Genomic DNA, 16,081 nt, shown 5'->3' on the forward strand with positions numbered 1-16,081 from the left:
AATGGCCCGGTCAGGCGGCACGCAGTCCGGACGGGCCGGCCGCCCGATCCAGTTCGCCGCCGGCCCGTGCGCTCCGGCCGTAGACCAGCTCGAACAACGGGCTCGCCATCATGGTGGTGACGATCGCCATCAGCACCAGCATGGAGAACAGGGTGGGCCCGATAACCCCCTTTTGCAGGCCGATATTGATGATGATCAGCTCCATCAGCCCGCGCGAGTTCATCAGCGCGCCGATGCCCAGCGCGGTGCGGTTATCCTCGCCGGACCAGCGCGCGGCGGCATAGCAGGCGCCGAACTTGGCGAGGATCGATGCGGCCAGGATGCCCAATGCGATCAGCAGTAGGGACGCCGAATTGACCATGTCCATGCGGGTGTTCAGGCCCGAATAGGTGAAGAACATCGGCAGCAGCAGCACCACGGCGACCGGCTCCACCTTCTTCTTCAGCTCCGCCGTGAACAGGCCCTTGGGCATGAACGTGCCGAGGATGAAGCCGCCGAAGATGGCGTGGATGCCGATCGCGTCCATGAAGAAGGCGGACAGGCAGAACAGCATCAGGGTGACGGCCAATACGGTATGGCTCATCTCGCCGCGCCGCTCCACCGCCCGGCCCAGCGGCGCGAGCAGCTGACGGCCGAACAGGATCAGGAAGGCGACATACAGCACGGCCCCGCCGATCGCGACCAATGCCACGCCCGGACCGGCGCCGAATGCGGCCAGCACGATCGCCAGCACGCACCATGACGCCGCATCGTCGAACGCGCCCGCGGTCAGCGACAAGGTGCCGAGCGCGCTGTCGGCCAGGCCGCGTTCGTTGATGATCCGCGCCAGCATCGGAAAGGCGGTCAGCGCGATGCACGCCCCCATGAACAGGGTCGCGTTGGCGCGGCTGATGCCCGCCGTGAACAGGCCGGGCACGGTCAGCAGGAATGGCGTGATCGCCACCGCGATCAGGAACGGTGCGACGATGCCCGCCGCCGATACGCTGAACGCACTGCGCGCCTTGGCCCGAAAATGATCCATCCGGAACGTGGTGCCGACCAGGAACATGTATAACCCGACGCCGAGCTGTGCGCCGACATAGAGGACGTTCTTGGTCTCGGCCGGGAACAGGGCCGCCTGCGCCTGGGGCCACAGCAGCCCGAGCAGGGAGGGGCCGAGCAGCACGCCGGCGATCATCTCGCCCACCACCTGCGGCTGGGCGAGCAGCTTCTGGCCTAGCCAGCCGACGACCCGGCAGGCGAGGATGATGACGGCCAGCTGCAGAAAGAAGTGGACGCTGTAATCGCCCGGCGCAAAGCTCTTGCCGATGCCATTGGCCGCCGCCGGCCCATGCGCCGAAAGCAGCCCGCTTATTGTTGCGTTCAGGCTGTCCGCCAATCCGCCCGTCATGTCCGAAATCCCCCCGATTCTGTTTTCGTTGTTCCCCGCACGGGAGGTAAGCACATCCGCGCGCCACCGGCCATTGGCGAATGTCACAACCAGCCGCGTATCCCGAACACGATGCTGGTTGAGCGGGCATCGTCGCCCGCCATGCGCGCCAGGCGCGCGGTGCGGGCGAAGCGCCGTTCGTGGCTGATGCCGACATAGGGGGCGAACGCGCGCCGGATCTCGTAGCGCAGCCGCAGGTCGAGCTGCATGCCGGTCAGGCCCGATCCGAGGCGCTGGCGCGGCACGTCCTGCGCCGACATCGCAAGCTCGACCCGCGGCTGCAACACCAGCGCCTGCGTGATCCGCTGGTCGTAATAGCCGCTCAAACGGGCAAAGGCGTTGCCGTCCTGGGACAGGAAAGCGGAGGCTTCCGTCTCGAACCAGAACGGCGCGAGCCCCTCTACCGCCACCACCGCATAAGCCGGTGATCTGCCCCCTCCGAAATCCTGCCGCAGCCCTGCCTGGATGTTCCAATAGGGGTCGATCGCCCGGCTGTAGAGCGCCTGTGCCTCGCCCGCACCCGACGTGCGCCCGCGCGCGCCTTCGCCTTCGGTCTTCACCACCAGGCGGTTGAGGTCGCCGCCGAACCAGCCTTCGCCGTCCCAGCGATAACCGTCGCGCCCCTTGCGGGCCTGCCATTCGGCAATGTCCGCGATCAGCATGGAATAGGTCATTCCGCCATGTTCGCGCGCGAGCAGGCGGCGCGCGGCGGCCATCCGCGCCGCCGGGTAGAGCCGATCCGCCGCATGGTCGCCCGGTGGTGGCGGAGGTGCCGCGTGGCCGACCTCCGTCGGCTGACCTTCCGCCTTCCCGGCCATGCCGTGCATCATCATGTGATGGTCATGGGGTGCATCCACTTGAACGGGAACGGGCCTGTCCGCGGCGGGCATGGCATGGTCCATCATCGAATGATCGTGCGGAGGTGGCGCTGCCGGGGCGCTGTCCACCGCCGTGGGGGTAGCTGCCTTGGGCTGAGGGTGATGCGCCTTGCGGGCCGGTGCCGGCTTCGGCCTGCTCGGCGGAGCAGCCTTGCGTGGCGCTACCGGCGCGACCTTCGGCATCGCCATCCCGTGATGGCCGTGCATGTCATGGGTCTGCGCCATGGCGGATGCGGCGAAGCCCAGCAGGGCGAGCGCGAACAGGCGGATCATGCCGCATCTCCGTCGGCGCGGACCGTCACCACCTGGAACATGCCGGCATGCATGTGCAGCATCATGTGGCAGTGAAAGGCCCAGTCGCCCACGGCATCGGCGGTCAGGTCGAACATCACGATCCCGCCCGGCGCCACCGTCACCGTATGCTTGCGCGGCGCATGGTCGCCCTTGCCCGTCACCAGCTCGAAGAAGTGGCCGTGCAGGTGGATGGGATGCGCCATCATCGTGTCGTTGACCAACGTCACCCGCACCCGCTCGCCCGCCCGGAACGGAACGGGATCGAGCACCGGCGAGTAGGCCTTGCCGTCGAACGCCCACATATAGCGTTCCATGTTGCCGGTCAGGTGGATCTCCAGCGCGCGGGAGGGCGGGCGCGGGTCCGGGTTGCGCGCCAGGGCCTGCAAATCGGCATAGACCAGCACCTTGTGCTCGGCCCCGCGCAGGCCCTGGCCCGGCTCGTTTGTGCGATCGGCCGGCATCGGCGCGATGGTCTGCACGCCCGGCGTCAGCGCCATGCCCGGCGCGTGGGCCGGGTTGCGCATGGACATGTCCATGGTCATGCCCGGCATAGCCGACATGTCCATTCCCATGTCGCGCATGGTGGCAAGCGGGCGCGGGCGCCGGGGCGGGATGGGTGCGACCATCCCCGCCTGTGGCGCCAAAGTGGCACGGACCAGGCCCGAGCGGTCGATCGCTTCCGCCACGAAGGCGTAGGCGCGCGGCTCCCCCGGCTCCACGATCACGTCATAGGTTTCCGCATTGCCGATCTGGATCTCGTCCACCGCGACCGGCTTCACCGGCTGGCCATCGGCGGCGACCACCGTCATCCGCAGGCCGGGGATGCGGATGTTGAAGATCGTCATCGCGGCGGCGTTGATGATGCGCAGCCGCACGCGCTCGCCCGGCCGGAACAGGCCCGTCCAATTGCCGACATTGCCATGGCCGTTGACCAGATAGCTGTAGGTGGCGCCCGTCACGTCGAGGATGTCGCTCGGCTCCATCCGCATCCGGCCCCACTCCAGCCGGTCCTTCAGTCGCTGGTCGCGCCCGCCGACCAACGATGCCAAGGTCTGCTTCTGCCAGTTGAAATAGCCGCTTTGCTGTTTCAGCCGGGTCATGATCCGGTGCGGGTGGATCGGGCTCCAGTCGGACAGGACCAGCACATGCTCGCGATCCGACCGGATCGGGTCGGTCCCTTCCGGATCGATCACGATCGGGCCATACTGCCCCATCGGTTCCTGCATGCCGGAATGGCTGTGATACCAATAGGTGCCCGCCTGGATCAGCGGAAAGTCGTAGGTGAAGCTTTCCCCGGCGGGGATGCCCGGAAAGCTCACGCCCGGCACGCCGTCCTGATCGAACGGCACCAGCAGGCCGTGCCAGTGGATCGACGTATCCTCGTCCAGACGGTTGTCCACCGTGATCCGCACCGTCTGCCCCTCGCGCAGGCGGAGGAGGGGGCCGGGCAGGGTGCCGTTCACCGTAATGGCATGGCCGCTGCGCCCGTCGATCGCGATCGCCCGGTGCCCGGCGGTTAGCCGGATCTCCTCACCGCCGAGGACGTCCGGATCCCGTGGCGTTACGCCCGGCGACACCGCCTGCGCCCAGGCGGGGAACAGGCCGTCCAAGCCGGTCGCGCCCAGCGCGGTAAAGGCCCCGGCGAGCAGGCTCCGCCGGTTGAGATGATGCAGTGGAATGGAACGTCTCCCCTGCATCCTCATACGCAGCCGGCGGACCTACCCCTCATCCGCGCCTCATTCCGGCAGCATCGCGCGGAGCCGCGCGCGGGCGCGATAGAGCCGGGTCTCGACTGCCTTGGCGCTGATGCCGAGAATGGCGGCGGTGTCCCGCTGCGACAGCCCCTCGATCGTGTGGAGCAGCAAAGGCTCCTTCAAGTTGGCGGGCAGGGCGGCGATTGCGCGGGCGACCAGCTCCGCCTCCTGCCGCCATGCCACGGCCTCGTCCACCGGAACGCGGTCGTCCGGCACGTCGATCGCTTCCGCGATCGGCTGCGCGAGCGTGAACAGGCGCCGCACCGCGCGCCGCCGCCGCCAGTCGCGGCATTTGTTGATCGCGATGCGGGACATCCAGGCGGCAAAGGACTGCTCCGGGTCGAAGCGGCCGATCGCGCGATACGCGGCCAGGAACGCCTCCTGCACCAGGTCCAGCGCCTCGTCCGTATCGCCGCTATGGCCGCGCACCAGGCGATAGATCGGGGCGCGATGCCGTCGCATCAACGCGGCAAAGGCGGCAGGATCGCCTTGTGCCGCGCGCGTCGCCAGGACCGCGTCGGCGGGCGCGCCGTCGGCGTTCACCTGTCGGTCGCGGTCAGGCTGCGCTCCACCTCCCCATCGAAGCGCCGCGCCTGATCCGGCCGCAGGATCGCGCGAACCTCGAACAGATGGTCCAATGTCGCCTTCTGCAGCGCGCCCATGGTGACATGCGTGCGATCCACCGCCGCCCGCACCAGCGGCCCGTTGCGATGTTCCCGCTTGATGGCCGCCGCCAGCGCCCCGTTGCTGGCGCGCAGCTGCCGTTCGAGGCCATCGCGCTGGGCGCGGTACATCGCCTCATGCGCCTCCACCTGCGCGCGCTGGCGGGCGTCGATGTCGAGCCGGTCGAGCACGAAGGCGAAGACGGACGACGAACCCTGCGGCGGCGCGAGCGGCCGTGGCAGCAGCAGCCGCCCGGCGACAACCCCGGCCAGCCCGGCCAGGAAAGCGAGCAGGGCGATCCCGAAGGCCCTCACCGGCGGCGATCGTCGAGCAGGGTGGATGGGGCGAGCGCCACCTCCGGCTGAAGCGGGGACGCCGCCGCATAGGCCGGGCCGGACGATACCCCCGCACCCACCAGTCCCACCAGGGCGGACCCCGCAATCGCCGCAATGCCCAGGCTCAGTGGCGCGCGGGCGCCCGGCCTGGCGGGCCCGCTGGTGATCCGCGCCGCCAGTTCGTCCATCCGGCTGTCGAACCCGCCCGGTGGCTCGGACGCGGCGAACAGGCGCAGGCGATCATCAAGGCCGTCCATCGTCCATCCCTTCCTGACGCTCTACGCGACGGATGCCGACATCCCTCACGATCGACCGCGAAGGCCGGTCTACAGCATCCTGATGGCGAAGGGCATGTCTCCGAACAGGTCGGCCGCGCGGAACGTCCGCCCGTCCACGTCCAGCGCCGTGTCGCCCCACCATTCCCCCGGGATCGCCAGTTCCTCGGCTCCGGTCGCGCCCTTCGCACAGTGCAGCGGAACCGCGACCAGCAACCGATCCGCATCCAGCGTCCGGGTGAAGGCGAACAGGTGCTCCGCCCGCTGCCCGCTAGCCGAGAGGAGGCGGAACTGGCCGTGGCGGAACAGCTCCGGATGGTCGCGCCGCAGCCGCAGGGCATGGGCGATCGCCGCCTGCTTGATCCGGCCGTCGCGCCATTGCCCGAGCAGGGACCGCGCTTCGGCCGGATCCGCCACCGGCTGCCGCGCGGCATAGTCCACCGGCCGGCGATTGTCGGGATCGACCAGGCTCAGGTCCCACAGGTCCGTACCCTGGTAGCAATCCGGCACGCCGGGCAGAGTGGAGCGCAGCACGGCCTGGGCGATGCCGTTGATCGCCGCCGCCGGCGCGATACGATCCACGAAGGCGGTGAGCGCATCCCGGCGCTCCCCGCCGGCGAGCAGGTCGCGGATATAGGCCTCGCACGCGCCCTCATAGGCTTCGTCCGGAACGGTCCAGGACGAACGCAATTTGCCCTCGCGCAGCGCCTTGCGGCACCATTGCACCAGCCGCCCGGCATAATCCTCCGCCTGTTCGGCGGACAGGTCGAGCGGGCAGGCACCCACCAGCATCTGCAGGATCTGATAGCGGTCGGCCGGGTCCACGCCCGGTGCCGGCACCAGCCTCTCCCAACGGCTGACCGCATCCAGCCAGGCGTCCGGCACCTCGCTCAGCACCGCCAGCCGAGCCCGCACATCCTCGCCCCGTTTGTGGTCGTGGGTGGCGGTGGCGAGCATGGCGTCGGGGTAATCCCGCGCCCGATCGGCCACACGCCGCGCAAAGTCGTCGGCGGAGAGCGCGAACGTCCCCGGATCAAAGCCGACATCGTTGCGCGACAGCAGCCGACCGTAGCGGTAGAAGGCCGTATCCTCCACCGCCTTGGCGGCGAGTGGGGCGCTCAGTTGCTCGAACTGGCGGGCGGCGTCGCGCAGCTCGGGCGATTCCCCCGCCTGCATGATCCAGCCGACCAGCCGGTCGATCACCGCCGCCTCGCCGGGCGCGGCTTCGGCCCTGGCGGCGTCGGCGGCATCGTCGAGCCGCGCCCGTCCATCCTCCTCCGTCCCGGCATAGGTGCGATAGGCGGAGAAATGGACCAGCAGCCCGGTCAGCCCGCGCCGGATCATGCCGGCCGTGAGGTCGCGCGTGTCCAGCTGGGCCCGCGCCACCTGGTGGAATGCGGCCACGGCGGCGGCAAGCTGGCCGGGGAAGGTGCGTTCGAGGATCTCGATCCGGGCGGCATGCTCTTCGTCGGCGAAGGCGGGGGAACGGCCGCTCACCGCCGCCCATGCCTCCGTCAAGGGCGCCTCGCCCCGGGGATCGTGGAGCAAGGCGGCGACATGGTTCATGAAGTCGTAGCCGCTGGTCCCGTCGGTCCCCCACGCCCTGGGCAGCGTCTCGCCAGGGGCCAGGATCTTTTCCACCACCAGATAGCCCGGCTCGGCCCGCGCCTCGTTCATCGCCGCTCGCAGGCGGCGGCAATAATCGGCGGGGTTGGCGAGGCCGTCGACATGGTCGACCCGCATCCCGTCGATCAGCCCCTCGCGATACAGCCGCAGCGGCAGGGCATGGACCGCGTCGAAGACGGCCTGATCCTCCATCCGCAGGCCCGCCAGCTCGGTTATGTCGAAGAAGCGCCGCCAGTTGATCTCGTCGGCCGCCGTCCGCCACCAGGCGAGCCGGTAATGCTGCCGGTCCAGCAGCGCGTGGAGCCGCGCCGCGCCCGCTTGCGCGCGGCCGTCATACAGGCTGGCGAGGTCGCCTTCCCGCGCCAGCGCCGCCCGGTCCTCGGGCCGGATCGGGAAACGATGCGTGCCATGCGTCATCACCGCGCTGCCGTCCGCCTCCAGCGTCAGCGCGCCGCTGGTCAGCGCTTCGCCATAAGGCAGGCCCAGGAACGGGGCGAGCAGCTTGCCGTGCAGGCTCGGGTCCGGCCGCTCCCAATCCACATCGAAATAGGGGGCGAACGCACTCTGCCGGCCATGTTCCAGCACATCCAGCCACCAGCGATTGTCCGCCCCGCCGACCGCCATATGGTTGGGCACGATGTCCAGGATGATGCCGATGCCCTTGTCCCGCAGCGCCGCGGCCAGCGCGCGGAAACCCTCCTCGCCGCCCAGTTCGGGATTGATCGCGGTCGGATCGACCACGTCATAGCCGTGGGTGGACCCCGCCCGGGCGGTGGCGATGGGCGAGGCATAGAGGTGGCTGATGCCGAGGTCCGCGAGGTAGCCGGCGAGCGGCACGGCATCCGCAAACCGGAATCGTTCGTGAAACTGGATGCGATAGGTGGCGCGGGGGATCATGCGTGTCTCGATCGGTTGAGCTGGTCGATGCGCCGCGCGACGTCGGCACGGGCGAACAGGGCGTCGGCGGTGTCCGGCAGGCGTCGGCGCCAGTTGGGATGTTCGTCCACCGTGCCCGGCAGGTTGGGGGCCTCGTCCGTGGCGAACAGGTCCTCGGCGGGGATGATGGCGAGTACGGAGGGGGCGGCGGCGGTGAAGCCGACAGCGGCGTCGACCGCCGCGTCCGGTGCATCGGGTGCGGGTTCCGCACCTTCCGCCGCGTCCGCCTCGATGCAGGCTTGCCACAGCCGCTTCCGGTCCCGCGCGCGATCTTTCCTGTCCGCGTCACGGTCGCCGGGTGTGCCGATCCGTTCGCGCCAGGTGATGTCGCACCCTTTCCACCAGCCGGCGATCGGCGGCAGGTCGTGCGTGCTGGTCATCGCCACCGCCTGCGCATCCCAGGTGGAGGATTGGGTGAAGTCGCCATCCTTGGTGCGCTCGAATGGCAGCACGCGCATGCCGAGCAGGCCGCGGTCGCCGATTGCGTCGCGGAAGCCCGGCGGCACGACGCCCAGATCCTCCCCGATCACCAGGGCTCCCGAGCGCACCGACTCCAGCGCGATCAGCCGCAACAGATCGTCCTCATCCTGCCGGAGATAGGCGCCATCGAGGGGAGAGGCTCCCGTCGGCACCACCCACAGGCGGCGCAGACCCAGCGCATGGTCGATGCGGATACCGCCGGCATGCTGCATCGTGCTGCGCAGCAATTCGATGAACGGGCGATAGGCCTTGGTGCGCAGGGCGAAGGGCGAGAAGCTGGTAATGCCCCAATTCTGGCCCGCTTCCTGGAAGGCGTCGGGCGGCGCGCCGATGCCGATGCCCAGCATCAGTTCGTCGCCCCGGCTCCATGCATGACTGCCGCCGGCGTCCAGCCCGACCGCGATGTCCGTGACCAGACCGACGCGCATCCCGTCCGCCGCCATCGCCGCGCGGGCAAGGCTGGTTTCCGCGCACCATTGCAGGAACAGGTGGAAACGGACCTCCCCGGCATGGTCGCGGGCGAAGTCGGCCACGGCGGGGGCGTTCGGGCGGCGATAGGCCTCCGGCCAATCCTGCCAGCCGCGCGCGCCGTCGGTCCGCAGGAAGTGCGCGTGCAGCGCCTCGAACCGGGCATGGTCGATCAAGGCCGGGTCGGCGGCATCGACATAGGCCCGGAACGCCGGATCGTCCTGCCGCACGGCAAAGTTCGTGCGCAGCACCGCCAGCTTGGCGGCAACGGCGCTCGGCCAGTCGATCAGGTAGGCCCTGACGGGATCGTGCCAGCCCTCGCCGGCATCCGCCAGCCAGGGATTGAGGAAGCGGCGGCTGGAAGGCGAATAGGGGCTGTAGCGGCTCGGGTCGGTGGTGAAGAGCGCGTGGACCGGACTCATCATCACGGCCTCGGCACCGGCCTTCGCGGCATGGCCGATATAGTCGGCAAGCGTGGCGAAGTCGCCGAACGGCCCCGCTCCCCGCAGCGCATGGATCTGCGCCGCCGTACCCCACAGCCGCTGCCCGGCCGGCAGTTCGCGGCACCGCTGCGGCGCGACGATCACCGAAGTCTCGCCGCCTGCATGCTCCAGCCGGTGATAGCCGAGCGTGTCGACGCGCGGGGCGGTGGCGAGATCGAGGTCGCGCGTGCCGCCATCCTTCAGGTGCAGCTTGGCCCGACCGGTCAGCCCGGTCAGCGCCGTGCCGCTGTCGATCACCCGGCAGGGTTCGCCCGCATCGTGGCGCAACCGCTCCATGCTCTCCCGGCACTGCGCCTCGCTGCCGCACGGGAAGCCGAGCCCGGTCAGCAACGCGCGCAGGCTTTCCGGCGAGACGCGCCGCTGGACGCCGGACGCATCCTCCCAATCGATCAGCAGCCCGGCGGCGGTCGCCAGGCGCGCGACGGCGGCGTCGCTCATGCGCCGATCCACGCGGCGAAGCTGGCGGGGGGGAGCGTGCCTTGCGCATCGGCCATTCCGATCTCCGCGATGCGTTCGCCCTGCGGCTGCGTCAGCGGCACGGCTTCCTCGCCCAGGTTGATCGCCAGCGTCAGCATGGCGTCGCCCAGCTGCCAGCGCGCCACCACCGCCTTGTCCCCGATCGCCTCGGCCCCGGCGCTGCGGCAATCATCCAGATGCGGTACGATCCGCTCGTGCCGGATCGCCAGCAACCGCGTGTAGAGTGCACGCCATTCCTCCGCATCAGGGCCGGGCAGGGGACGCGACTGGTCGAACGTGTCGCGCGCATTGGGATCGGGAATGCTCGCGCGCGCTTCCGGGTCGGAAAAGCCGGGAAAGCTCTTGAACTCGCCACGCCGCCCTTCGCGCACCGCATCCGCCAGTTCGTCGTGAAAGTCGGTGAAGAACAGGAATGGCGCGCGCGATCCCGCCGCATCGCCCATGAACGCGAGCGGGATCTGCGGCGACAGCAGCAGCAGGCCGGTCGCCGCGCGCAGCTTCTCCACGCTGGTCAGCACGGTCAGCCGCTCGCCCTTGGCGCGGTTGCCGATCTGGTCGTGATTTTGGAGGAAGGAGACGAAATGCGGCGGCGACAGGTGACCGCTGCTGCTGCCGCGCGGCTTGTTGTTCTGATTGGGGGACCCCTCGCCCTGGTAGATGAAACCCTCCGCCAGGCAGCGGGCCAGCCTCTGGGCGGGCGCCTCGGCAAAGTCGCGATAATAACCGTGGGTTTCGTCCGTCAGCAGGACATGCAGCACATTGTGGAAATCGTCGTTCCACTGCGCGTCATAGTCGCGCTCCAGCCGCGCGGCGTCGTTATGCTCGTTTTCCAGCACCAGGTGGATGTGGCGGCCGGGTAAGGCCGCCCGTATCTCGCCTGCCATCCGGTCGAGGAAGTCATTGTCGCCAATGGCATGCACCGCGTCGAAACGCAGGCCGTCGAACCGGAACTCACGCAGCCAGTAGAGCGCATTGTCGATAAAGAAGCGCGCCACTGGCTCCTTGTCGAAATCGATCGCACCGCCCCATGGCGTGTCCGCGTCCGCCTTGAAGAAGTCAGGCGCATAGGCCGACAGGTAATTTCCGTCCGGCCCGAAATGATTGTAGACCACGTCCAGCAGCACCATCAGTCCCGAATTGTGCGCGGCATCGACCAGGGTGCGCAGGTCGTCGGGCGTGCCGTAGGCGGAGGCCGGCGCATAAGGCAGCACGCCGTCATAGCCCCAGTTGCACGTGCCCCCGAAAGCCGCGACCGGCATCAGTTCCAGCGCCGTGAAGCCCGTCGCCGCCAGTTCGGACAGGTGCTGGATCAAGCCGGCAAAGCCGCCCGCGACCCCCGCATGGCATTCCTGGATCACCGCCTCGCGCCAGGGGCGTCCGCTCCACTGGCTATGCCAGCGGAAGTCGCCTGAATCGACCACGATGCTCCACCCATGCACGTCTCCATCCTGCGCGCGCGACGCGGGATCGGGAACGGCGGTGCCGTCGGGCAGGCGGAAGCGATAGCATGCGCCCGCCCCGTATGGCGCCTCGACCGAGAACCAGCCGTCCGCCCCCGCCGTCATCGCCAACGGCTCCGCGCCTTCGATCTCCAGCATCAGCTGGTCCAGCCCCGGCGCCCAAAGCGCAAAGCGGGTGCGATCGGGCGCAAGGATCTGCGGACCCCACATCATGCGACCGGCCCCCGGGCGAAGATCAGCACGGCGGCGCGATCCTTCACCTCGATCGTCTGTTCGGGCAGGTCGCGTTCGCCGATGTCCATGTCCGCGCTGTCGACCAGCAGGCGGCAATATTCATGCGGTTCGGGCAGGGTGAACTCCAACGGCGCCTGCGATCCGTTCATCAGCATGGTGATCGCCTCGAACCCGCCGTCGTCGGTCAGGCGGGCGCGGCGCATGATCAGCGCCTTGCCCTCCGGATTCTGCCAATCCTCGGGCGACAGCGATTGCCCGCGTTCGTCGAACCAGTCGAGGTTGCGGATGCCGGGCGCGATCTCCTCGCCATAGAGGAAGGCGCTGGAGTGGATCAGCGGATAATGCTTGCGGATCAGGATCAGCCGGCGGACGAAATGCGCCAGGCTTGCGCCCTCCGCGCTCGCCGCCTGCGCCCAGTCGAGCCAGCTGATCTCATTGTCCTGGCAATAGGCATTGTTGTTGCCGCGCTGGGTACGGCCGAACTCGTCGCCCGCCAGCAGCATCGGCGTGCCGAGCGACGCCAGCACGGTGACCAGCATGGACCGGCGCACGCGTTCGCGGATGGCGCGGATATTGGCGTCGTCGGTCGGCCCTTCCGCGCCCCAGTTGCACGACAGATTGTCGCTGTGGCCGTCGCGATTATCCTCGCCATTCGCCTCGTTGTGGCGCTGCTCATACTGCGTCAGGTCGGCAAGCGTCTGGCCGTCATGGCTGGCGACATAATTGACGCTGGCCCACGGGCGGCGCGCGCGGCGGTCGAACAGGTCGCCCGAACCGGACAGGCGGGCGGCGAACTCCGGCCGCACGCCCGCATCGCCGCGCCAGAAGCGGCGGGTGGAATCGCGATATTTGTCGTTCCACTCGGCAAAGCCCGGCGGATGGTTGCCGAGCTGGTAGCCGCCCGGGCCGATGTCCCACGGCTCCGAAATCAGCTTGATCCGGCCCAGCACCGGGTCCTGGCGCAGCACGTCGAAGAAGGACGCGCCCGGATCGAAGCCGCCGTCGCCGGTGCGGCCCAACGTCGCGCCCAGATCGAAGCGGAAGCCGTCGATGCGATAGCTTTCCACCCAGTGACGCAGCGAATCCGTCACCATCTGCAGCACGCGCGGCTGATCGAGGTTGAACGTGTTGCCGGTGCCGGTGTCGTTCACGCAGTGGCGCGGATTGTCCTTTTGCAGGCGGTAATAGGTCGCATTGTCCAGCCCGCGGAAGCACATGGTCTGGCCCAGTTCGCTACCCTCTGCGGTGTGGTTGTAGACCACGTCCAGGATCACCTCGATCCCCGCCGCGTGGAACCGCCGCACCGCCAGCCTCAGGTCGTCGGCGTCCCCGGAACCGAGATAGCGGGCTTCCGGCGCGAAGAACGCCAGGCTGTTATAGCCCCAGTAATTGACGAGGCCCTTTTCCTGCAGGAACCGGTCCTGCACGAAGCCGTGGATCGGCATCAGCTCGAACGCGGTGATGCCCAGCCGCTGAAGGTGCGCGATCACGTCGGGGTGGCTCAGTGCGCGATAGGTGCCCCGTTCCTTGTGGGGCACATTCTCCATCAACTGGGTGAGGCCCTTGACGTGCGCCTCGTAGATGATCGTGTCCGACCAGGGCACGTTGGGGCGGCGATCGTCGCCCCAGTCGAACGCGTCCGTCACCACCACCGACTTGGGCATTGCGGGCGCGCTGTCGCGCCGGTCGAAGCTCAGGTCCGCGCGGGGGGAATTGACGCGGTAGCCGTGCAGCGCATCGCTCCACCGCACCCGCCCGAACGTCTTGCGGGTATAGGGGTCCATCAGCAGCTTGTTGGGATTGAAGCGGTGCCCTTCCTCCGGCGCATAACGGCCATGCGCGCGAAAGCCGTAGAGCAGGCCCGGGCGTGCATCGGGCAGGTAGCCGTGCCAGATCTCGTCCGTCCATTCGGGCAGTTCCAGCCGCGCGATCTCGCGCCGGCCGCTTTCGTCGAACAGGCACAGGTCGATCTTTTCCGCGTGGGCGGAAAAGACGGCGAAGTTCACGCCCAGTCCGTCAAACGTGGCGCCGAGGGGGTAGGGCTGGCCACTGTCCAGGCGATCGGGAAACGGATTCAAGAATGGGATCCTTCATAACGCAAGATGATGGTGGCGAGCGGCGGCAGCACGAGGTCGAGCGAGTGGGAATGGCCGTGGCTGGCGACGTCGGTGGTCGACAGGTCCGCATTGCCGATCCCGCTGCCGCCATAATCGGCACGGTCGGAGTTGAGGATTTCGGTCCAGCGCCCCGCATCGGGCACGCCGACGCGATAGGCGTTGCGCGGCACCGGGGTCATGTTGACCGCGCACAGCAGGGGCGCCCCGCCATAGGGCGATGAACGACGGAAGATCAGCACGCTGTTGTCCGCATCGTCCCCGACCAGCCAGGCGAAGCCACGCGGATCGGCGTCCGTCTGGTGCAGCGCCGGCTCGGCCCGGTAGAGGGCGTTGAGATCGCGGACCAGCGCCTGCACCCCGGCATGGCCCGGATCGGCCAGCGCGCCCCAGTCGAGCTGATGGTCATGCTGCCACTCCGCATCCTGCGCCAGCTCGCCGCCCATGAAGAGCAGTTTCTTGCCGGGATGTGCCCACATGAAGGCGAAATAAGCGCGCAGGTTGGCGAATTGCTGCCAGCGATCGCCGGGCATCTTCGCCAGCAGCGAATGCTTGCCATGAACGACCTCGTCATGGCTCAACGGCAAGATGAACCGCTCGGAAAAGGCGTAGACCAGCCCGAAGGTCATGTCGCCATGGTGCCAGCGGCGATAGGCGGAGTCGCGCTCGACATAGCGCAGGGTGTCGTTCATCCACCCCATGTTCCACTTATAGTCGAAGCCCAGCCCGCCATGGTCCACAGGCGCGGTAACGCCTGGGAAGGCGGTGGATTCCTCGGCAATGGTGATCGCGCCGGGGCAGCGATCGGCCACCGTTGCGTTCATCCGCCGGAGGAAGTCGATCGATTCCAGATTCTCGCGTCCGCCATGGCGGTTGGGGATCCATTCGCCGGCCCGGCGGCTGTAATCGCGGTAGAGCATGGACGCGACGGCATCGACCCGCAGCCCGTCGACATGGAACCGCTCCAGCCACCACACGGCGGATGCGATCAGCATGCCGACCACTTCCTGGCGGCCAAGATTGTAGATCAGCGTGTTCCAGTCGGGGTGATAGCCCTCGCGCGGATCGGCATGTTCGTAGAGCGCGGTGCCGTCGAACTCCGCCAGACCATGCGCGTCCGACGGGAAGTGTGCCGGCACCCAATCGAGGATCACCCCGATCCCGGCCGCGTGGCACCGGTCCACGAAGCGGGCGAATTGCTCGGCGCTGCCGAAGCGGGCGGAGGGCGCGAATTGCGACAGCGGCTGATAGCCCCAGGAGCCGCCGAACGGATGCTCCATGATCGGCATCAGCTCCACATGGGTGAAGCCCATCTCGGTCAGATAGGGGATCAGCTGGTCGGCGATCTGATCCCAATCATGTTCGCCGCCGTGCCACGGCCGCCGCCACGACGCGGCGTGCATTTCGTAGATGGAGATGGGCGCGCCGGCATGGTGCCGCTCGGCCCGCTCCGCCATCCACGCATCGTCGCTCCAGGCGAAGGCGGGCGGCGGCGCGACGATGGAGGCGGTTGCGGGCGGGCATTCGGTGGCGCGGGCGAGCGGGTCGGCCTTTTCGCGCAGCCGCCCGTCCGCGCCGGTCACCGCATATTTATAGTGGGCGCCGGCACCGATTCCGGGCACGAACAATTCCCACAGCCCCGCCTCATGGCGCAGGCGCATGGGCAGGCGGCGCGGATCCCAGCTGTTGAAGTCTCCGATCACGGCGACTGCGCGGGCATTGGGGGCCCATACCGCGAACGACGTGCCCGCCACGCCTTCGTGCACGCACGGATTGGCGCCGAGCCGCAGCGGCAGGTCCCAATGCGTGCCCTGAGCGAACAGATACAGATCGAGGTCGCCCAGCACGGGGCCGAAAGCGTAGGGATCCTCCGCCTCGCTGACATGCCCGTCCGGCCATTGCACGCGCAGCCGATAACTGCCGTCCGTGGGTGCCGCGCCTTCGAACAGGCCATCGAAGGCACCCGGTGGCAGCGCAATCTCCTGCCCGTCCGTCACCACCGTCACCTCGACGGCGCCCGGCTGATAGTTGCGGATCGTGCCGGAATGCGGGCCCAGATACGCAAAGGGATCGTGCAGCCAGTTCCCGATCGAATGTCCCGCCTGCACCCTTACACCCCCTGCTGCAATGCGTGCCGAACGACGCAACCGGGGAA

Annotated in this window: 11 protein-coding genes; all 11 read right to left on the minus strand. The window is 68.6% G+C overall.

From position 1 onward, the window contains the following. Nucleotides 1–10: 10 nt before the first annotated feature. The gene (locus Q0D93_RS01240) at nt 11–1,390 is read right to left on the minus strand and encodes a cation:proton antiporter (RefSeq protein ID WP_294390235.1); all 1,380 of its coding nucleotides are present in this window, start codon (nt 1,388–1,390) and stop codon (nt 11–13) included. An 83-nt stretch (nt 1,391–1,473) separates the two neighbouring features. After that, nucleotides 1,474–2,580: a copper resistance protein B gene (locus Q0D93_RS01245; RefSeq protein ID WP_294390237.1), complete on the minus strand. Its 1,107-nt coding sequence runs from the start codon at nt 2,578–2,580 to the stop codon at nt 1,474–1,476. Next, nucleotides 2,577–4,298 (minus strand): copper resistance system multicopper oxidase, encoded by a 1,722-nt coding sequence (locus tag Q0D93_RS01250; RefSeq protein WP_294390240.1) that lies wholly within the window; start codon nt 4,296–4,298, stop codon nt 2,577–2,579. The genes Q0D93_RS01245 and Q0D93_RS01250 overlap by 4 nt, the downstream gene beginning before the upstream one ends. Nucleotides 4,299–4,337: 39 nt before the next feature. After that, nucleotides 4,338–4,898 carry an RNA polymerase sigma factor gene (locus Q0D93_RS01255; RefSeq protein WP_294390244.1) on the minus strand — a complete coding sequence of 187 codons (561 nt, stop codon included), beginning with the start codon at nt 4,896–4,898 and terminating at the stop codon, nt 4,338–4,340. Further along, nucleotides 4,895–5,332 (minus strand): periplasmic heavy metal sensor, encoded by a 438-nt coding sequence (locus Q0D93_RS01260; RefSeq protein ID WP_294390250.1) that lies wholly within the window; start codon nt 5,330–5,332, stop codon nt 4,895–4,897. The genes Q0D93_RS01255 and Q0D93_RS01260 overlap by 4 nt, the downstream gene beginning before the upstream one ends. Further along, nucleotides 5,329–5,610 carry a hypothetical protein gene (locus Q0D93_RS01265; protein ID WP_294390252.1) on the minus strand — a complete coding sequence of 94 codons (282 nt, stop codon included), beginning with the start codon at nt 5,608–5,610 and terminating at the stop codon, nt 5,329–5,331. The genes Q0D93_RS01260 and Q0D93_RS01265 overlap by 4 nt, the downstream gene beginning before the upstream one ends. A gap of 69 nt (nt 5,611–5,679) precedes the next feature. Then, nucleotides 5,680–8,151 carry a malto-oligosyltrehalose synthase gene (gene treY, locus Q0D93_RS01270; protein ID WP_294390255.1) on the minus strand — a complete coding sequence of 824 codons (2,472 nt, stop codon included), beginning with the start codon at nt 8,149–8,151 and terminating at the stop codon, nt 5,680–5,682. Beyond that, nucleotides 8,148–10,079, minus strand: a complete 1,932-nt coding sequence (malQ, locus tag Q0D93_RS01275; RefSeq protein WP_294390257.1) for a 4-alpha-glucanotransferase — start codon at nt 10,077–10,079, stop codon at nt 8,148–8,150. Before malQ ends, treY begins: the two co-directional genes overlap by 4 nt. Further along, nucleotides 10,076–11,791 (minus strand): malto-oligosyltrehalose trehalohydrolase, encoded by a 1,716-nt coding sequence (gene treZ, locus Q0D93_RS01280; RefSeq protein ID WP_294390260.1) that lies wholly within the window; start codon nt 11,789–11,791, stop codon nt 10,076–10,078. The genes malQ and treZ overlap by 4 nt, the downstream gene beginning before the upstream one ends. Further along, complete coding sequence (glgX, locus tag Q0D93_RS01285; RefSeq protein WP_294390263.1) at nt 11,788–13,890, minus strand: glycogen debranching protein GlgX; 2,103 nt, start codon at nt 13,888–13,890, stop codon at nt 11,788–11,790. The genes treZ and glgX overlap by 4 nt, the downstream gene beginning before the upstream one ends. Beyond that, on the minus strand, nt 13,887–16,034 hold the full coding sequence (glgB, locus tag Q0D93_RS01290; protein ID WP_294390265.1) for a 1,4-alpha-glucan branching protein GlgB: 2,148 nt from the start codon (nt 16,032–16,034) through the stop codon (nt 13,887–13,889). The genes glgX and glgB overlap by 4 nt, the downstream gene beginning before the upstream one ends. Between the last annotated feature and the right edge of the window lie 47 nt (nt 16,035–16,081).

The sequence above is a fragment of the uncultured Sphingomonas sp. genome (assembly GCF_934560975.1).
In the GTDB taxonomy this organism is placed as follows: domain Bacteria; phylum Pseudomonadota; class Alphaproteobacteria; order Sphingomonadales; family Sphingomonadaceae; genus Sphingomonas_I.